Genomic DNA, 18,352 nt, shown 5'->3' with positions numbered 1-18,352 from the left:
CGGCGCCCGCAAGAAGCCGGCTCCAGTTGCATTCACGGCAACATTTCGGTACGGTGCAGAATGTGCCATGACATGCGCGTACCTTCTTGAGTCATGAGCCCGCTTACCCGATGACCCCGGGGCGCTTGGTTTTCATCTCATCACGCCCGAATCTTGCCCGATGCGCCCTTGTCCTGGTCTGTCTCTGGGTCATGGGATTGTCCACGGGATGCGAGAAGTTCGCCTCGGCATTCCGGCGCACTCCGCTGCCAGACATGGGCCCACGCCTCAACAACTCCGTCAAACTGACTTTCGATCCCGCATTCAGCGACATGAAAGCCACGTACAAGAACGATTGCGGGAATTTGCGCGAAGTCTACATCGGCACCGAATTGGAATCGGTGATGATCGACGCGGCGGCACAGAATTTCCGAGCGGTGTCGGTCACCGGCGGGATCACCTCCTCCACCCCGCCCGACATGGAAATACTCGTGACGATGGAGAGATCCTCCTTCAGATTGATCCAAGATCACCTGTATGACCGAGTCCCCGCGGACTTGAAGATCGACGCCTTGGTCACATTCAAGGACATGTCGGGGCATGAACTTGGGCAACAGCCGATTGCCATCGACCGCAACCAGCGGTTGCTCCTGGAACCCACACAGAAGCGATGCGACTACGCCAACATGGACGAGTTTCTTTACGAGTCCGGCGTAGCTCTGTCGACCGAATTCATCCGGGTCTCGCGTCACCAGCTGGCGGGAGTCGGAGCGGCTCCGGTGGCCGCGGCGGCCGGCGCCGCCGCAAGACCGTCCGAGCCCGCACCGAAAGTCGGCCGTTCTCCCCTGTCGTTCAAAGCCATGGTGCTCGACGAGAACAGTAACCTGGTCCTGGAAGGTGGAGAACGGGTGCGCGTGCGCGTGGACCTGGTGAACGCGGGCGATCAGGAGCTTCAGCAGGTAGCCGCGACCATCTCCGGCCCACCGGCGATTCTAGCCCAATTTCCGACGACGACGCTGTCGGCCGGCCGCTTGCAGCCCGGCCAATCACGATCCCTCGAGTTTGCTGCCACACTCCCTCAGTCCGTGCAGGCACAGAAGGCACAGATTCGTGTGAACGTCTCGGATCCGAGCGTCGCTGCCGCCCCCGAGCAAGTCCTCTCCGTCACCGTGCAACCGACTGCCGTGAACGCGGACGACGTGGATCAAATCCCGGCCGGCGCCGCCGGGTTTAAACGCGCCAACACATTTCTCCTATCGATCGGTATCGGTTCCTATCGGGACTCACAATTGCCGGTCCGGAAATATGGGGCCTCCGATGCCGAAATGGTGGCGGCCTACCTACAGTCGCTCGGCGGGGTGCCGGCATCCAATGTCCGCCTGCTCCAGGACTGGAAAGCGTTGCGCCCCGATATCGACGAAGCGCTGCTCGACTGGTTACCTGCCCACGCAGGGAGAGATGCGGTTGTGATCGTCTATTTTGCGGGAGTGGCAACGGTGTCGCCGACCGGAGAGGTGTATCTCCTCCCCTACGATGGAAGCCTCGCTTCCGTCTCCCGCTCCTACCCGCTCAAAGATCTGGAAGCAGCGTTGGCCCGTGTGAAAGCGAGGCAGACGATCGTGCTGTTCGACGGAACCGTATCGCGGCTCGGATCAGGGACCGATGGTCGCGCAAAGGGTTCGGGTCCGCAGTGGGCCGCTTCCCGCAGCTCATCGGTTCATGTCGTGTCCGTAAGCAGCCTGGGACGATCCATTGAGGACGAAAAACACCGGCACGGACTGTTTACCTATTACTTCCTCCGCGCGCTGCGCGGAGACGCCGATACCAATCGGGACGGCGAGGTGACGTTAGGAGAAACTGCCGCTTATCTGGGGCAGAAGGTACCGTGGGCCTCTAAGAGTCAGTACGGACAAGAGCAGCGTCCGCTCGTCCTTCCCCCGTTGAAAGCTACGGATCCAGCCGGTGCAGTGGTCCTGACGAAACCGGCCGCGATCACCGCCGTCGAAGCACCCTGAGCAACATGCCTCCACAGACAAAAAAAGGGGTGGAGGGATCACCTCCACCCCAATCGAAACACGACGGCGGATCGACTACTCTTCGCCCTTGCAGAAGCTCCGCTCGTAATTGATGATCGTCCACGCTTCTTCTTCGGTGATCGCCGCAGGAATCAACGAAACCATACCGGTTCCCGGGCTGCCGTTCTTGATCACCCAAAACAGCTCGCCGTCCTTCCGCTTCTTGTGGAACTTGCAGTTTGTGAAGTTCCGCGGGCTGGGATTGAGGATCGCACCGGCAGGACCGTCGCCCTTGCCTTCCTTCCCATGGCAGTTGAAGCAGGTGCCCTTACCCTCGAACAACGCCTTTCCCTTGGCGATGTTCTCCGGGGAAGCCGCAACCGGGTTCTTCATCGCCTTGGCATCGGCCATCTGGTCGGCCGGAACGCGCGGCTTCAACGGATCCTTCTCTTCGGCTCCCGCCACGCTCGCGGACAACATCAGCACCGCAGCGCTGACTCCCAAAAACTTAGAAAAAGTCCCCATCAGAAATCCTCCTTTGTGTTGGACCTACCGCAGATCTGAGGCCGGCCATAAGGCCGTCGGCTCGTTGACCAAAAGGACGAAAAACGTTCGGGACTATAACAATGGCGTTCCGGCGATGTCAAGCAATTCGACTATGATTCCGCTCTGTTGCGGCCGGCCGCTCCTGGAACTTTTCAGCGGCACGTGCAACCTCGTTCCATCCGCCCCTGAGTCTGAAGGACCATCAAAGCTCATGCCACAACGTCCACAATCCAGGAACAGATATTTCGCTACGTTAGCGCAAGGCCGTTGCACACGACTTCAGGCTCCGGACACCTTTAGGCCCCACCTGTGACTTCCTGCCTCAGCAAGCTCGGTGGAGCCTGCTGCGCGGAACTGCCTGGGATAAATAGGGAGAACCGACGAGTGATCAGCGCTTGAGGACAATATCGCGGGCGACCTTGCCGCTTGGACCGAACGGCTTCTGTGGTTTGCCGTTCAACTCTGCTTTCACACCACCGGCGTTGCCGAGGGTCAACACGAACTGATCCTGCCCCTTCCACTTGGCCTTTTCGCCGGGCCGAAGCAACGCTTCCTGAGGACTGCCACCGTCGATTTGGATGACCACCCAGCTCAATTCCGTGGCTTCCAGATCCAGCACCAGCTGGTCCGTTGCGTCGGGAGCTGCTTCCAATGAGATGCCTCCGAGCGGGCCGTCTGATCCAATCGGCGCGGGGGGCGGAACGGCCAGGGGCACAGGTTGAGTGGCAGCGACGGCCGGGGCGGGGCTTGACGCACGTGGAGAGCTGGTCTCCGTCTTCGGTGGAGCAGGCGGCGGCGTATCGGCCGGTTTGGATTTGGAGGGCGGCGCGGAGGCCGGCAGTGGCTCGGGCTCGGTCTTGGGTGCCCCGTCGCGGGCCTCGGGAGCCGGGGCGCTTGTCCGCTTGCCGGCGGCAGGCGGGAGATCCATCGCCGGACGACGCACCAGCACGGTGGACTGTTCACGGCTCAACAAAAACACGAGCGTGATGATCGCGATACCGATGGCGACCGCGACGGCCTTGCGGTTGGCCTGTCGCTTTCGTTCTTCCTGAACCTGCCTGGCTTTTAGCCGTTCCTTTTCATCCTGTTTCTCATAGAACGCGCCGGCAGACTGGATGAAACGGTGGATGGCATCTTCTTCGTCGAGTCCCAACGACCGGGCGTAGGAGCGCACGAACCCTCTGGCAAATACCTGGTCGGGCAATTTAGCGAAGTTCCCTTCCTCGAGCGCCCTGACGAAATCGGAGCGGATTCTGGTTTTCGACGCCACCTCGTCGATCGTCAGACCTTTGGTTTCGCGAACCTGCTTGAAAAAATCGCCGATCGATTCCATGCCGTTCTCTCTCGCGCGTTATGGACAGGCTGGGCGTCCCCCACGCCCGAACGAATGACCCAAACAGCCTCGTCGTCTCGGGTCCGCACCATGCACACCCGGGATCAGGTTCGACAGGATCGGATCACGGTTTCAAACGAGCCAGCATCTCCCTGGCCGCCGCCCCGTACTCTCCGTTCTTGTCGATCAGGGTGACTTTCGTAAGGGTCTCGACGGCGCGCCGATCGAATCCCATCTTGTAGTAGATCCGCCCCAGTTCAAGATTTGACTGCGCAGGAGGCACATTCGGCGGGTTCACCGTCAGCGCATCCTCCAGCGCCTCCATGGCGCCCTGCAGATCGCCTTCATGGGCCAGCGCGCGCCCGAGATGGAAGCGGGCGAGGTCCGGCGTACTGTATAGCGGATTGGTCAGCGCCTTTCGAAACTCCGGAACCGCTTCGGCCCATCGGTCCTGACTGATCAACACCTGCCCCAGGTACGTATGCGCCTCCGAGTAGTCCTCGTCGATCTTGATCGCCGCCCGAAATTCCTGTTCGGCCTGAGCAAACTTGCCCTGGAGAGCAAGAATGTGACCCAGACCGTATCGAGCCTCTTTGTTGTCGGGATTCAGCTGAACGGCCTTTTGAAAGGACACGTAGGCTTTCTGACGATCCCGGTCGAGGCTGGCCAATCCTTCCTGATAGTACCCCTTGGACTTTTGCTTTGACTCGTCGGACGTTGCGCAGCCGGTCAATAGGCCCAGACCGATGACCGCCACAGCGGCGCAATACGACGACCGACGGCCGACAGCCGCCCTCGAAGGAGTCGTGGTCACGGAAGGTCCTCGAAATGGGTCAACTGCTTGAAGGCTCTGAAGCGTTCCTGGATCTCTTTGTAATCCAGGATGCGCAAGCGGTCAAGACTAAAGGCTTCTACGGTAAAGGAGGCCATGACGCTACCAAATATGATGGCTTGCTTGAATGCCTCGGGAGATCGGTTCCCGGTTGCGGCCAAATGCCCCAGAAAACCGCCAGCAAAGGTATCACCGGCTCCTGTCGGATCGCGTACATCGTCGAGCGGAAAGGCCGGGGCGCCGAACACCTGCTTTTCATTGAACATCAGCACGCCGTACTCGCCCCGTTTGATGATCAAATGCTTCGGCCCACGCGCCAGAACTTTCTGCGCCACCTTGACCAGATTGGAATCTTCACCCAACGCGCGCGCCTCTCCGTCGTTGATGATCAGAATGTCCACCTTCTCCAACACCCGCCACAGAGCGTCGCGCTTGCCGTTGATCCAGAAGTTCATGGTATCGCACGCGATGAGCGGAGGCCGCGGCAGTTTGTTCAGCACGTCCAATTGCAGTTCCGGGTCGATATTTCCAAGGAATAGGACGTCCGGAGCGCGATAGCGTTCCGGAATCTTCGGACGGAAGGTTTCAAAGACGTTGAGCTTGGTATCCAGCGTGTGCGCTTCGTTGAGCTGATGAGTGTATTCTCCCTTCCACCGGAACGTGGCGCCCGGCCGCCGTTCCAATCCAGCAAGATCGATCTTGCGGCTTTTCAGAAACATGAGATGTTGCGACGGAAAATCTTCGCCCACCACCGCGATCAGATTGACGTCCGCAAAATAGCTCGCCGAAGTGGAGAAGTAGGTGGCCGAACCGCCCAGCACCTCTTCCACCGCTCCGAACGGCGTCTTGACTGTGTCCAACGCGACCGACCCAACTACGAGCAATGTACCCATGCAATCACCGTTTTCCTTTCGCGGGAGCCAGGCGGTCAGTGAAGACCGCCAATGTGCGGCGAAGCGCAGCCCGGATTCGAGCGGGATCCGTCACGATGGCGTCGCGCAACGCCCGCTGGCAGAGGCACTCGTCGCCTGCCGCTGCCGACTGTACCGAAACCCGGAGGAGCCGCTTCGCCAACGCCACATTTTGCCGCAGTGTCGCCAAGATCGCCTCGACGGTCACCGGCTCTTCCGTCTCGTGCCAGCAATCATAGTCGGTCGCCAAGGCGACCGTGGCGTAACAGAGTTCTGCTTCCCGCGCGAGCTTGGCCTCCGGAAGATTCGTCATGCCGATGACGCTGACGCCCCACTGCCGATACAGGTGCGATTCGGCTTTGGTGGAGAACTGAGGGCCTTCGATGCAGACATATGTGCCGCCGTCATGAACCGTCGCCCCGACGGAACGGGCCGCGGCCGAGAGATGGGAAGCCAGAGAACGACAGATCGGCTCGCCGAAAGCCACATGCGCCACCGCACCGCCCTCGAAGAAGGTCGACGCTCTGCGTTTCGTCAGGTCGATGAACTGGTCCGGGAAGACGACGTGCCCCGGCTTGATCGACTCCTTCATACTCCCGACCGCGCTGACCGAGATAAGCCGTCGGACGCCCAGAGACTTCAGCGCATAGACGTTGGCCCGATAGTTGATCTCGGACGGACTGAACGTATGCCCCCGTCCGTGGCGTGACAGAAACGCGATGCGGATCCCGTCCAACTCCCCGAGGATGACGGCGTCGGACGGGGAACCGAACGGCGTTCGCACCGCCACCTCTTTGACATGCCCCAGTCCTTCCATATCGTATAACCCGCTTCCGCCGATGATGCCGATGTCCGCCCGCACCGCCGGTTCTCGTCGCTTCATAGTGTCATCGTCTCGCTTTCCCTCGGAGTCAAGGCGCCTCGTCTCGACCAGCTACAGCGAGGCCAGGAACCGGTCGATCCGTTCCGTGATCCGAGCCGCCGTGTGCTCCGGAGATTCCGACTCTTCGATGCCGAGCCAGTGGACGGCGGGGTCACGGCGAAACCATGTCAGCTGGCGCTTGGCGAAATGTCTGGTATCCCGCTTGAATCGCCTGACCATTTCGGCATACTCGCAGTCCCCGGCAAGAAAGTCCGCCGCGTGGCGGTAACCGAGCCCCTTCATCGCAGAACTCTCTCGATGATACCCTTGAGCCAGCAATCCCGCCGTTTCTTTGAGAAACCCATGCTCCAACTGCCAATCGATCCGCGCCTCGATCCGCCGGTACAACGCCTCCCGATTCCGATCGAGCCCGATCAACAGCGTGCGATACGGCTGGTCGCCGAAAGCGTGCGCCGCATGAAAGGCGGACATCGGCTTCCCGGACAACTGCTGAACTTCAAGCGCCCGAATCACCTTTGCGGTGTCGTGCGGATGCAATTTGGACGCGGAGACCGGGTCCACCGAGGCCAATCGGCTGTACAAGCTTCCAGCTCCGGACTCCTTCGCCTCTTCCTGCAACCGAGTACGGACCGAGGGCTGAGCCGGAGGAGCCGCACAGAGTCCCCTCACCAGAGTCCGCACGTACAATCCAGTCCCTCCGACGACCAACGGTATCAGGCGGAAGCGGTGTAACCGCTCGATCGCGTCCACCGCGTGGCGACGGTAGAGACCGGCATTGAAGGCTTGATCCGGCGGGACCAGATCGATCAAGCGATGAGGGATTCCCTGCCGTTCGGAAAGAGCCGGCTTATCGGTGCCCAGATCCATTCCGTAATACACTTGGCGGGAATCCGCGGTCAGCACCTCAGTGTTGAAATGCTTGGCCACCTCCACGGCGACGCGGCTCTTTCCTACCGCCGTCGGGCCGACAATCACGACCAGCGGCTTCAGCCGAACCTGCGCGTCAGTCAGAAGGGACATCGGAAGGAGTGCGCTCGGCGTCACGTCCACCCAACCCGCCCGAAGAGTTTGTCGAGTTCATCTCTCGACATCCTAAACGCCGTGCGTCGGCCGTGAGGGCAGGTCATGACGAGCCCCTCCTCGACCCAATCGCGCACCAATTGCCTGATCTCCGGCAGCGCCATATGCCGCCCGGCTCGGACCGCGCTGTGACAGGCTAGGGAGGCCAGTATGGGTGCGACGCGATCGTCGAGCGAAGAGATTCGGTCCCATTGCGCGACGTCGTCCAGCAGATCGCGCAGCAGTGCGGCGATATCCATATCACCGGTTCCGACCGGAACGGATCGCACGGCCACAGCCGTCGCTCCGAACGGCTCGATGGCCAGTCCCAGCGTTTCCAATGCTTCGAGATGCTTCGTCAAGAGGGCGAATTCCGCCGCCGACAACTCGACCGTTTCCGGAATCAACAGCGGCTGCGAAACCAGCTTCCGCCGCTGCCATGTTCGATGGATTCGTTGGAACAGGACGCGCTCATGGGCGGTATGTTGATCGATGACGTGCATTTCCTGCCCTACCTGTGCAATGACATAGCGGCGGAGCATTTGACCGAACGGCACGATGTCAGGCGACGGGCCATCCCCGTACGATGTCTCGAACTCCCGAACCCAGGTCAGTTGATTGTCGGAAACCGGTTCGGATGCCGGCCCTGCCGGCCGATGTGCGCCTGTTTCATGCTCGGTCCCTTCCACCGATATGCCGGCCGGCGACGCTTCATGAAGCCGAGCCCGCGGAAGATCGCTCGCAATGGCCGATGCCACCGTCCGCTCGGGACCGCTGAAAACGCGTCGGAGGGTCTGAACGACCAACTGATGAATCCGGTCGGTCTCGGCAAAGCGAATTTCCCGCTTCGCGGGGTGCACATTCACATCGAGCTTGTCAGGATCCGCTTCGAGATACAGGACGAACGTCGGATGACAGCCTTTCGCCAGAAGCGAGGCATATCCCCTCGTGACGGCATGAAACACGGTCGAACTGCGCACCGGTCGCCGGTTCACGAAAAGATCCTGCGGAGTCTTCGCCGTCCGTCCCTGGACCGGATCGACCACCACGCCACGGATTACGTAGCCCATGACGCGGCCCAGGACCTCGACGGTGGAGGTCAGGAATGTCCGGCCATAGACCTGCAGGATACGGTCTCGCTCCTCAGTGACGGCGGGATAATTCAGGATTTCGTGGCCGTTGTGGGTCAATCGAAAATGCACCGAGGACCAAGCCAACGCGGCCTGCTGCACGGCGTGACTGATATGGGAGAATTCCGTGCTCCTCGCTCTGAGAAATTTCTTCCGGGCCGGCTGATTGTAAAACAAATCGGACACCTCGAGCCTCGTCCCCTGAACGGGCGGCGCATCGGTCACCGCCCCGACCACACCTCCGACCAACGTCAGATGCGTGCCGACGGCCTCGCGTCCGGTGAACGTCGTGACGGCCACCTTGGACACCGAAGCGATGCTCGGCAAGGCTTCGCCGCGAAACCCCATCGTCGTGACAGCAGCCAAATCTTGGTCGGATGTGAGCTTGCTGGTGGCATGACGCTGAAAGGCGAGAGGAAGATCGATCCGACCAATCCCGGCCCCGTCGTCCGTCACGCGAATGAGGGACAGACCTCCGTCTTTGACCTCGATCGAGATCCGGCGGCTTCCCGCGTCAAGGCTGTTCTCCACCAATTCCTTGACGACGGCCGCCGGCCGCTCGATGACTTCTCCGGCGGCGATCCGGCTGACCACGTCGCCCGGCAGAATGTGGATGGTGGGAACGCAGCCGGCAACGGCCATCAAATCAGACTCCGGAGGAGCGCAGGAGGAGCGTCGGTGCATGGGAAACGGATGCGAGCGGGATCATCGGATTTCTGCCAGCTTGTTCTTGGCCAGTTTCGCCTCGTCGGATGTCGGGAATTCTTCGATCACCCGCCTGAGATTTTTCTTCGACTTGGCCAGGTCACCGGTTTCTCCCGCAGCCAGCCCGAGCTTGAAGAGCGAGGCGGGCACCTTCTCATTGCCCGGATATTCGGTGGACACATACTCAAACGATTGCATCGCCCGGACATAGTCCTTTTGCTGGTAGTAGGATTCACCGAGCCAGTAGTACGCGTTCGGGGTCAGCGACGTGCCGGGGAAATCCTTCACAAACCGTTGAAACCCTGAGACCGCCAGATCGTACTTGCCGTTGAGATAGTCGTTGTACGCCAAGTTGAATGCCGAGGTCGGTGTGATGGCCGGCACTCCCGGGATCGCCGGGGGTTCCACCGAACTGCCGGGCTTTTGGGCCTTGGATCGGGCCGGTTCGCTCGGCCCCGGCTCGATCCTGGCGAACGACGAGCCTGCGGCGTTCTCTTCGACTTTGGCCAACCGGCTCTCAAGCTTCTGAATCCGAGCAGATACTTCGTCGAACTTCGGCCTGGCGCCGTCACCGTCCTTGATTCGTTCCAACGTCTCCATCCGGCGCTGCAAGGCATCCAGTCGCTTTTGATCCTGCTCTTGAGATTTGGCCATCGTCGCCAAGTGCTCGCGCAACTCGATAAAATCAGCATGTTTTGCGCACCCGGACAGGAAGAGAAGCCCGGCTGCCGTCATCGTCGCTCCGCAAACCGATGTGAGTGTGCCCATCGCCGCTATCGGGTCTCCTTCAACTGAGCCAGTTTGTCGTATGCCTTACCGGCCTCTGTACTTTTCGGATACAAGGTCACCACTTGCTTGAACGCGGAGGATGCGCGTTTCTTGTCTTTCAATGCCAAGTAGGCGTAGCCTTTCTTGAGAATCGCCGCGGGAACTTTTTCGCTCTGCGGGTAATCCATCTCGACGCGATCATACGCGTCGATCGCCTGTTTGTAGTCCTTTTTGCCATAGTGGGATTCCCCGAGCCAATACCGGGCATTGGGCGCGAGATCCGAGTTGGGGTATTGGCTCAGGAAAGCGGTGAAGCCCCGTCGCGCTCCGTCCAGGTCGCCGTCCCGGAACAACCCAAGGACATGTTCATACTCCGCCTTGTCCGGCCGATCGGAATTCCGTCCAGCGACGGATTTCACGGCTTCCTCCGACTCGTCGGAAGCAGCCGGCCGATCGACGGCCATCGGGGTATGCTCCGGCACTTGCGTCGAGAGGGATGCCACGGCGGCGTCCTTCTCCTGCTTTGCGGCGCTCTCCTGGACTGACATGGGGGGGGCGGGAACCGGAGCGACTGCGGGCAGTTGGGTCGCCTGGGTGAGCTGTGATCGTTGCCCGTTCTTCGCCATCCCTAGAGCTTGCACCTCCTGCGACATGTGGTCCAGCGCCCTGGTCAGCGTATCGAGCCGTTGATCCTGTTCATCCACGCGGGTCGCGAGCTTTTGGGCGACCGAGGCGACGCCCTTGTTCACTTCAGTCGACATCCTGTTCACTTCATTCGACATATGATCCTGAGACCTGGTGAGCGTATCGAGCCGTTGATCCTGTTCATCCACACGGGCCGCGAGCTTTTGGGCGACGGAGGCGACGCCCTTGTTCATTTCGGTCGACATCTTGTTCACTTCATTCGGCATATGATCCAGCGACCTGGCGAGCGCATCGAGCCGCTTATCCTGTTCATCCAGACGGGTCGCGAGCTTTTGGGCGACGGAGGCGACGCTCTTGTTCACCTCATTCAGATGACCGGTCACCGCCTTGGTCGATTCGTTGATATGGGTCGTGGAGGCCTTGGCATCAGCTTCCACTTTCGAAGCCATGGCGCGATTGGCCTGCTCTTCCTGACCCACGCGCTCACTCAAGCCCGTCAGCGATTCCCGAAATCCGGTCAGGGCCTGACTAAACTGAGCGAACTTGTTCGCCAACTGCTCCGTGCGGGCTTGATTCTCCGTCACCGTTCTGCGCTGTTCGTCCAGTTTGCCATCCACATTTTTCGCCAACGCGGTATTGGATTTCTGCACTACCTCGATGATGTCTTTCCGCAACAGCTCCATCTGCCGGTTGATTTCATCGAGTCGATTGTTGACCTCGCTCCGTAACTGGTCCCGATCGGCCTTGCTCTTCGTATCCTGGGCATTGAGACTTTCCCGAAGTTGCGAGTGCCGCGCGGTATTCTCCGTCTCAAGATTCTTGGCCCACTGGTCCAACTTTTGGTCCAACTTCTTGGTCTGCTGTTCCAGCCCGACCGAGCGTTGCTTCAGGTCTTCCTGTTTGCCTTGGAGCTCCTGGGTCAGATGCTGCACACGATCAACGTCGCCCCGCAAACGAGGAATCTCCTGTCCTTTGAGTTCCTCCAACTCCTGCCGCTGCTGCGCGCCGCGCTGCGCCAGTTCTTCGTTCGACTGCTTGATGCTCTTCTGCAGCCGGCCCTCCGTGGTCTTCAGATCAGCCTGCTGCGCGACACAGCCACCCATGCTCAGTGCCCACAGCACGCCGCCCGCCGCTGTCCACATCCACATGATGTTCGCTTCAGGCTTCATCGCTACAGTCCCCTCTTCGAGTCGTCCACTTCCAGTCGGCGCGGGAATCCGGCAGGGCGTGACATCGGACTACTTGCCGGTCCGGACAACCAGGTGACCGCGCCTGTTCTGTTGGTAACATGACTCCGCATGGTCGTTACAAAACGGGCGTTCCTTCCCGTAGGACACGACGGACAGCCGATTGGCACCGATGCCCAGTTCGACCAGGTAGTTCCTCACCGCTTTGGCACGCTTCTCCCCCAGTACCAGATTGTACGCGGCAGTACCCCGCTCATCGCAATGGCCTTCCACCTTGATCATCGCGCTCGGATTGGACTTCATCCATTCGGCATCACGGCCGAGCGATTGCCGCCCCTCCTCTGAAATCGTCCAACTATCGTAGCCGAAAAAGACATCCCGCAGCCCGGCCGCCGCAGAAGCGGCCTGCTCCGCCCGAATCTCGTCGAGCTGGCGCCCGGCGCTTTCCGACGGATCCGCCTTGGCGAGCAGCGTACCGCTACCGGCGCTGGCGCCCGAACTGCCGCTCGGACCACCGCCGGGACCACTACCGGAACCGCTACGGGGAGAACCGACGGCACCACCAACCGGACCCCCGCCGGCACCGCCGCCAGAACCGCCTCCGGGACCGCCTCCGGGACCGCCGTCGGGACTACCGCCGAGACCACCGGCGAGGCGTTCTTCAGCAGGATTCTTATCCAGGCCCTTCAGACCACCGCTCCCGGATTGCATGCTCGTATCGGGAAAACTCCCCACTCCCGACTTCATGCTGCTCGAGGAGCCAGAACCGGATCCGGCGGTCGCGCTCTTTCCCGCGCTCTGCTGGGCGGTTTGGTCTCCCGCGGATTGAACGCCTTTCTTTGCACAACCGGCCGGGCCGACCAGAAGAGCGGTTGCGATCAAGGCGATCGGCAATATCTTAGGCATCGTACGCATGGGTGCAGTCTCCTCTTTGAAAGTTGGTGTTCAAGCAGTCGAAGTTCCCGACAACCTCAGGACGCAGGCGACCAAGACGGAGCGCTGTTATGCGTTCCTTCAAATGTCAGGCGCTCCATGTTCTTACCATCCGAATCGATCATGTAGACATGGCTCTTCCCGTCAGCCGCGGAGCTGAAGACCAAGTGCCGGCCGTCTGGAGACCAGGAAGGGGAATCGTCCACCCCAGGACCTGTAGTCAATTGCATACGCTTCTGCCCGTCAGGTGTAATGACGCAGAGCTTATATTCCTTTCGAGGCGTTCGACAAACGTAGGCGATCCAGTTCCCGCGCGGCGACCAGGATGGAGCCGCATTGTAATCCCCTTCGAACGTCAATCGACGCACATTCGATCCGTCGGCGCTCATTAGGAAGACTTGCGGTCCGCCCCCTCTATCGGACACAAAGGCAAGTTCCCTACCAGTCGGAGACCATGATGGAGACAAATCCCCCGAAGGATTCACCGTCAGACGCTGGTTGGTTTTGGTCCTGGTGTCCAAACGATAGATTTCTGAATTGCCTTCATGGCTGGAGGCGAACGCCAGAAAATTCCCGTCGGGCGACAGAGCCGGGGTAATATTCAGCCCTCCCTGTGAGAAGATCGTCCATCGCTTGCCGGTCGCCAGTTCAATCATGTCGATGTCCTGGGTGTTACGGTCCCGATAGGCCGTGAAGACGAGGAACCGGCGATCGGGCGACCATCGCGGCATGAGGTTGAGAAACCCGTCCGCCGTCAATTGGCGCGCATCGTAGCCGTCATAGTCCATTACGTATAGCTCGCGAGCGGCTCCTTGCGCCGCCACATAGGCGATCTTGGTCCTGGCGATCCCCGGCTCCCCCGTGTAGCGAAAGACTAGTTCGTCCGCAAATCGATGGGCCATCAATCGAACCACAGATGGTGAGCCGGCATAGCGCTTTCCGCCCACGACTTCGTCGCTGCCGCTGTCGTAGACAAACCCCTCCATCGTGACGTCCGCATCCTTCTCCCCTTCCTTCAAACCTGCTTTCCCCCAAACAAGCACCGACACTCCGCTCTCGGCGGCCTGCTTGAAGATGGACGCGGATCCGCTGCCCGTACCGTTTCCGACGTCGCGAACCTTGATCCCCAGACTAGGGAGATCCACCAACTCGAAGATCAGCGAGCGCTTCACATCCTTTTTCAAGACCTCTTCCAGCCGGCCGCCGAGCCATTCGGGACCGCCTCCGTTCTGGATGCCGACCACGCCCAGCGAAATCTTCTGAAAGTCGGGCCGTGTCGCTTCCAGGAAGACATCGGCCGCCCCGGACTCCAGAATCCCCACGACACCCGCCGCCAAGAGCAGGGCGACCAGGACTGTGCCGACCAGTTTCATGACAATCATCCCAATGCCTCTCCTACGCGAAAAACCATCTCGACATCCTGATAGGCCTCAGTCATCTCGGCCGGAAACGGGGGGAAGGTACCGGGCTTCTGTACGGCGCGCCGACCCGCGATATCGAAATATTCGTTCCCCGACGAGTGTCCGATCCCAATATCTTTGACCGTGCCGTTGCGGTAAAAGCGAAACTTCACCACGACACTGTACGTGCTGCCGCTGGCATCGATGGGAGGCGGCTCCCAGTGGCTCTTGATGATGGCCTCCACCCTCGCCCAGAACGGATTCGTGCCGGAGGTCCCGAAGGCCTTCAGCATCGTCTGCGGTGCCACCTTGACCACGGGCACAGAGGCTTCCTGTTGCGGAGGTACGGCCTTGGGTGGAACCTCCTTGGGAATCTCCAGCTTGGCGGCCGGTTGAAAGTGCTTAACCTTCTTCAGCTCCTCTTCCAACTCTCGGTTCTGGGCCTCGCTCAAGGATGTCTGCGATACCTGCTGTGGGGTCTTCACGACGTGATCGGGTACAGCATCGGGTATGGGCAAGTCCGGCAGCTTGACCTTGGCAGCCTGGGTGTGGGGCTGAGGCTGTCCGACCGTCTTGGCCGGAGTCAATTCGCCGAGTTTCGGGGCATCCGGCGGCAGTTGAAGATCGCGAAGAATGTCTTTGGCGATGCTTTGGCGAGCCGGGGCTGCGACCGGAGCAGGAGGAGCCGGTGTGGGAACCGACGGCATTTGAAGATCGCGAAGAATGTCTTTGGCGATGCTTTGGCGAGCCGGGGCTGCGACCGGAGCAGAAGGAGCCGGTGTGGGAACCGGCGCCAGTTGAAGATCGCGAAGAATGTCTTTGGCGATGCTTTGGCGAGCCGGGGCTGCGACCGGAGCAGGAGGAGTCGGTGTAGGGACCGGGGCGACCGGCACGGGAATCGGCGTAGCCTGCTTGGCCGGTGGACTCGGCGGGGCCTGCTCTACCGGGGGAGCTGGTGCGGGCTGTTTGACCGGCTGAGGTGAAGCGCGGCGCGGCACGGGTGTTTTGGGCTGTTCGACGGGCCTTTGGGTTTCCACACGCTGAACCGGAGTCGGCATACCGACAAGCGACACTTCCAGCGACGCCAGGGGACGCTCGCCGCGGTGCGGAAGACGGAGCCCCGCCACCACGAGGAAGAGGACGACATGCAAAAGGAACGAGACCACCAGTGCTCGGTTCAACTTCGAGAAAAACTTGCTCTGGTCTTCGACGTCGAACCACTGGAGCGGGTGGACGTGCGTTTGAGCCGACATACGACCTGGTGGACTCCTGGCTAATTCTTGCGAGCTGATGGTCCCGAAACTATTGGATCACTCACGTGCTCGGGGCCCGTGGGATCCGTGACCATCCCGATCTTCTCGATGCCCGCCTTTTTCACACCGTCCATGACCTGCACGACTACCCCATACGGCACGTCACGGTCGGCCCGCAAATACAATGATACGTCGGGGTGATCCTGTTTCAATAATTTTAGCTTTTGCTCCAACTGCGCCACCCCCACCGCGTCCTTGTCGAGATAGAGCCGCTGGTCTTTTTCGATGGTCAGGACCTTGCGCATCTCGGGCTTGATGCTGTTCGTGGCGGAAGTGGGCAACTTGATGTCCATGCCGCGATACAGCATCGGAGCGGTGACCATGAAAATCACGAGCAAGACCAACACGACGTCGACCAGCGGAATCACGTTGATCTCCGCCATGAAGCGCCGCTGTCGTGATTCAAACATCATCGCTGAGCCCCCACGGGAACCGGCGTGGACGTCGGAGCGGGAGACGGCACGGCACCCAACAACTCAATCGTTACGGTGTCGAGGCGAAAAGCCGTGCGCCTAATACGCGTCAGGAAATAGTTGTAGGCGATGACCGCGGGGATCGCGGTGAACAGTCCGGCCGCCGTCGCGATGAGGGCTTCCGATACCCCGGGCGCCACCGCGGCAATGCTGGCAGTTCCCTGCGATCCGATCTCACGAAAGGCATCGATGATGCCCATGACCGTTCCCAGCAATCCCACGAACGGGGTAATGTTGCCCGTAGTCGCGAGAAACGGCAGCGCCGATTCGAGCTTGGAGAGTTGACTTTGAGACAGATGCGCCGCGCTACGTTCGACCAGGTGCCGGTCGATGGGCGCGGACCCGTCTTGGCCGTCCGCGCGAGCACCGACCAAGCGATCCATCACCCCTTCGAAAACGGCCGCCGAAGGGCTGCCCGGTAAATGGCGAACCTGACGGTGGAGTTCGTTCAAGTCACGGGACTTGGCCAGAAGATTCATGAAGTGTTTGTCTCCGCGGTCCGCCGAACGAAACGCGCGCCACTTCGCGAAGATGATGGCCCATGAGATGACCGAAAACACGAACAACAGCAACAGGACGACTTTGGAGACTGTCCCGAGCGTGCCGACTAACCCTGTCAATCCCGCTTGAAACATGTGCCTATACCTTTCCTGAACCGCGGCCTATTCATCGACCCGCGCACGGATTGTAGCAGTTGCCGGGGATCACTCGGAGGCCGGAGGGATTGCACCGGATCAAACCCGACGAATCACCTGTCGCAGGTGCACCCTCCTCAACACACACAGGCTGACTCAAAAAAATGGCGGGGCCGACGGGATTTGAACCCGCGACCTCCAGATTGACAATCTGGCGTCCTAACCAGGCTGAACGACGGCCCCACGTGACTCTACTGATTGCGGAAGATCTGACTGACAAGACTATTTGTAGCGGTTGGTCCGATCAACAGTTTTTATTGTTCCTGTATCTTTCGTCTCATGTCTCACCCGCGACCGCCTCAATACTGGTAGGCGGAACAGGGATCGAACCTGTGACCTCTGCCTTGTAAGGGCAGCGCTCTTCCAACTGAGCTATCCGCCCGATTTTTCTAGCAAGCTGGCGGATGCTACCAAGTCCGTTGACTCTTGTCAACCACATCGCGCACTCTTCTTGCAGTCTCCTTATGACAGCCCCTGAGCCGTCCAAATCACGCGTTCCGAGAAATCTCTTGAAAGTCGTGCGGACTCCTCATCCCCGACGCGGGAAGTATCGTGTATGAACGGCCTTGAGCCGTTCCCGCTCCACGTGCGTGTAGATCTGGGTCGTCGCGATATTCGCATGCCCGAGAAATGCCTGAACGGCCCGCAGATCCGCGCCGCCTTCGAGCAAATGCGAGGCGAAGGAGTGCCGGAGGACATGCGGCGAGACCGCATGGAAAATGCCCGCCCGTCTCGCCCGGAGCTTCAGCATCTTCCAGAACGCCTGCCGGGTCATCGCCCCGCCGCGCCGCGACACGAACAGGTGACGGGACGTGCGCCTGTTGAGCAATCGTGGGCGCACATCCTCCACATACCGCTGCAGCAGCCGGCGCGCCGTCTCTCCTATCGGCACGAGCCGCTGTTTCGACCCTTTGCCCATCACCCGCAGACACCCCACCGCCAAATCGACCTGCGCCGCTTCGATCTTCATCAGTTCCGTCACACGGAGTCCGGTGGCATACAGCATTTCCGTCATCGTTCGATCGCGCGCATCTTCGAGACTGGGCTGCGGAGGCAAATCGAGCAGCACCGTCACCTCGTCGCGCGAGAGCGTTCGCGGCAAGCGCAGTCCGCGACGACCCACCGCGACGCCGGCGGCGGGATCATGTTCGATCAGTCGTTCCACTCGAAGAAACCGAAACCACCCCCGCACCGCCGAGAGACAGCGCGCCGACGACGAAGAGGAGAGCTTGGCGGCCCGGAGCGCCGCCAGGAACTTTCGCAGACTCGCCGAAGTCACGTGCTCCAACGACGGGACGCCCTCACGTTCGAGGTATAATTGAAATTTCGACAGGTCGCGCCGGTAGGCGTCGATCGTATTGCGCGCCAATCCTCCCTCGATCCGAAGATGATTCAGATATCGCTCGACCAATGGATCGGTCATCATAATAACGTTGACGTTGATGATAGCCAATGATCGGAACTTTTGACAGTGGGACCGACAGCGGACAACCTTGACACCCCACAGGGTTTCCGATAGTAGTCAGCTTTTACCGGAATCAGATC

General features: G+C 60.4%; 16 protein-coding genes and 2 tRNA genes. 1 reads left to right on the top strand and 17 read right to left on the bottom strand.

The window, feature by feature from the left end:
- Positions 1–110: 110 nt before the first annotated feature.
- Positions 111–1,994: a caspase family protein gene (locus tag P0111_04850; protein ID MDF0643333.1), complete on the top strand. Its 1,884-nt coding sequence runs from the start codon at positions 111–113 to the stop codon at positions 1,992–1,994.
- Between the two features lie 75 nt (positions 1,995–2,069).
- Here the strand turns inward: P0111_04850 and P0111_04845 are convergent, their stop codons facing one another.
- The 17 genes from P0111_04845 to xerD all read right to left on the bottom strand — a co-directional run bounded on the left by P0111_04845 (position 2,070) and on the right by xerD (position 18,233).
- Positions 2,070–2,519, bottom strand: a complete 450-nt coding sequence (locus P0111_04845; GenBank protein MDF0643332.1) for a cytochrome c — start codon at positions 2,517–2,519, stop codon at positions 2,070–2,072.
- A 409-nt stretch (positions 2,520–2,928) separates the two neighbouring features.
- A complete protein-coding gene (locus P0111_04840; protein ID MDF0643331.1) occupies positions 2,929–3,873 on the bottom strand; it encodes a DUF4115 domain-containing protein in 945 nt (314 codons plus the stop codon).
- Positions 3,874–3,997: 124 nt separating this feature from the next.
- Positions 3,998–4,687, bottom strand: coding sequence for a tetratricopeptide repeat protein (locus tag P0111_04835; GenBank protein ID MDF0643330.1), 690 nt, complete (start codon positions 4,685–4,687; stop codon positions 3,998–4,000).
- Positions 4,684–5,598, bottom strand: coding sequence for a PfkB family carbohydrate kinase (locus P0111_04830; protein MDF0643329.1), 915 nt, complete (start codon positions 5,596–5,598; stop codon positions 4,684–4,686). The genes P0111_04835 and P0111_04830 overlap by 4 nt, the downstream gene beginning before the upstream one ends.
- A 4-nt stretch (positions 5,599–5,602) precedes the next feature.
- Positions 5,603–6,499, bottom strand: a complete 897-nt coding sequence (mtnP, locus tag P0111_04825; protein MDF0643328.1) for an S-methyl-5'-thioadenosine phosphorylase — start codon at positions 6,497–6,499, stop codon at positions 5,603–5,605.
- A gap of 51 nt (positions 6,500–6,550) precedes the next feature.
- Entirely contained in the window at positions 6,551–7,519 is a 969-nt protein-coding gene (miaA, locus tag P0111_04820) for a tRNA (adenosine(37)-N6)-dimethylallyltransferase MiaA (GenBank protein ID MDF0643327.1), read from the bottom strand.
- Positions 7,520–7,539: 20 nt separating this feature from the next.
- The gene (gene mutL / locus P0111_04815) at positions 7,540–9,330 is read right to left on the bottom strand and encodes a DNA mismatch repair endonuclease MutL (protein ID MDF0643326.1); all 1,791 of its coding nucleotides are present in this window, start codon (positions 9,328–9,330) and stop codon (positions 7,540–7,542) included.
- Between the two features lie 63 nt (positions 9,331–9,393).
- Complete coding sequence (ybgF, locus tag P0111_04810; protein ID MDF0643325.1) at positions 9,394–10,161, bottom strand: tol-pal system protein YbgF; 768 nt, start codon at positions 10,159–10,161, stop codon at positions 9,394–9,396.
- 5 nt (positions 10,162–10,166) lie between these two features.
- A complete protein-coding gene (gene ybgF, locus P0111_04805) occupies positions 10,167–11,975 on the bottom strand; it encodes a tol-pal system protein YbgF (GenBank protein MDF0643324.1) in 1,809 nt (602 codons plus the stop codon).
- A gap of 69 nt (positions 11,976–12,044) precedes the next feature.
- Positions 12,045–12,908 (bottom strand): peptidoglycan-associated lipoprotein Pal, encoded by an 864-nt coding sequence (gene pal / locus P0111_04800; GenBank protein ID MDF0643323.1) that lies wholly within the window; start codon positions 12,906–12,908, stop codon positions 12,045–12,047.
- A gap of 56 nt (positions 12,909–12,964) precedes the next feature.
- The gene (gene tolB, locus P0111_04795; protein MDF0643322.1) at positions 12,965–14,308 is read right to left on the bottom strand and encodes a Tol-Pal system beta propeller repeat protein TolB; all 1,344 of its coding nucleotides are present in this window, start codon (positions 14,306–14,308) and stop codon (positions 12,965–12,967) included.
- The gene (locus tag P0111_04790) at positions 14,305–15,579 is read right to left on the bottom strand and encodes a TonB family protein (GenBank protein MDF0643321.1); all 1,275 of its coding nucleotides are present in this window, start codon (positions 15,577–15,579) and stop codon (positions 14,305–14,307) included. Before P0111_04790 ends, tolB begins: the two co-directional genes overlap by 4 nt.
- Before the next feature lie 20 nt (positions 15,580–15,599).
- Positions 15,600–16,052 carry a biopolymer transporter ExbD gene (locus tag P0111_04785; protein ID MDF0643320.1) on the bottom strand — a complete coding sequence of 151 codons (453 nt, stop codon included), beginning with the start codon at positions 16,050–16,052 and terminating at the stop codon, positions 15,600–15,602.
- Complete coding sequence (locus P0111_04780; protein MDF0643319.1) at positions 16,049–16,747, bottom strand: MotA/TolQ/ExbB proton channel family protein; 699 nt, start codon at positions 16,745–16,747, stop codon at positions 16,049–16,051. Before P0111_04780 ends, P0111_04785 begins: the two co-directional genes overlap by 4 nt.
- Positions 16,748–16,912: 165 nt before the next feature.
- Positions 16,913–16,990 (bottom strand) — tRNA-Asp (locus P0111_04775).
- A gap of 123 nt (positions 16,991–17,113) precedes the next feature.
- A tRNA-Val gene (locus tag P0111_04770) sits at positions 17,114–17,189 on the bottom strand.
- Positions 17,190–17,336: 147 nt separating this feature from the next.
- A complete protein-coding gene (xerD, locus tag P0111_04765; GenBank protein MDF0643318.1) occupies positions 17,337–18,233 on the bottom strand; it encodes a site-specific tyrosine recombinase XerD in 897 nt (298 codons plus the stop codon).
- Between the last annotated feature and the right edge of the window lie 119 nt (positions 18,234–18,352).

It is taken from the genome of Nitrospira sp., from assembly GCA_029194535.1.
Taxonomy (GTDB): Bacteria; Nitrospirota; Nitrospiria; order Nitrospirales; family Nitrospiraceae; genus Nitrospira_C.
Note: the sequence above shows the minus strand (reverse complement) of the source record. Positions and strands in the feature narration are given on the sequence as shown.

What these genes read in the sequence shown, in the direction of transcription:
- P0111_04850 (MDF0643333.1), top strand. Translation starts at nt 111, where the DNA reads ATGACCCCGGGGCGCTTGGTTTTCATCTCATCACGCCCGAATCTTGCC.
- P0111_04845 (MDF0643332.1), bottom strand. Translation starts at nt 2,519, where the DNA reads ATGGGGACTTTTTCTAAGTTTTTGGGAGTCAGCGCTGCGGTGCTGATG.
- P0111_04840 (MDF0643331.1), bottom strand. Translation starts at nt 3,873, where the DNA reads ATGGAATCGATCGGCGATTTTTTCAAGCAGGTTCGCGAAACCAAAGGT.
- P0111_04830 (MDF0643329.1), bottom strand. Translation starts at nt 5,598, where the DNA reads ATGGGTACATTGCTCGTAGTTGGGTCGGTCGCGTTGGACACAGTCAAG.
- mtnP (MDF0643328.1), bottom strand. Translation starts at nt 6,499, where the DNA reads ATGAAGCGACGAGAACCGGCGGTGCGGGCGGACATCGGCATCATCGGC.
- miaA (MDF0643327.1), bottom strand. Translation starts at nt 7,519, where the DNA reads ATGTCCCTTCTGACTGACGCGCAGGTTCGGCTGAAGCCGCTGGTCGTG.
- mutL (MDF0643326.1), bottom strand. Translation starts at nt 9,330, where the DNA reads ATGGCCGTTGCCGGCTGCGTTCCCACCATCCACATTCTGCCGGGCGAC.
- ybgF (MDF0643325.1), bottom strand. Translation starts at nt 10,161, where the DNA reads ATGGGCACACTCACATCGGTTTGCGGAGCGACGATGACGGCAGCCGGG.
- ybgF (MDF0643324.1), bottom strand. Translation starts at nt 11,975, where the DNA reads ATGAAGCCTGAAGCGAACATCATGTGGATGTGGACAGCGGCGGGCGGC.
- pal (MDF0643323.1), bottom strand. Translation starts at nt 12,908, where the DNA reads ATGCGTACGATGCCTAAGATATTGCCGATCGCCTTGATCGCAACCGCT.
- tolB (MDF0643322.1), bottom strand. Translation starts at nt 14,308, where the DNA reads ATGATTGTCATGAAACTGGTCGGCACAGTCCTGGTCGCCCTGCTCTTG.
- P0111_04790 (MDF0643321.1), bottom strand. Translation starts at nt 15,579, where the DNA reads ATGTCGGCTCAAACGCACGTCCACCCGCTCCAGTGGTTCGACGTCGAA.
- P0111_04785 (MDF0643320.1), bottom strand. Translation starts at nt 16,052, where the DNA reads ATGATGTTTGAATCACGACAGCGGCGCTTCATGGCGGAGATCAACGTG.
- P0111_04780 (MDF0643319.1), bottom strand. Translation starts at nt 16,747, where the DNA reads ATGTTTCAAGCGGGATTGACAGGGTTAGTCGGCACGCTCGGGACAGTC.
- xerD (MDF0643318.1), bottom strand. Translation starts at nt 18,233, where the DNA reads ATGATGACCGATCCATTGGTCGAGCGATATCTGAATCATCTTCGGATC.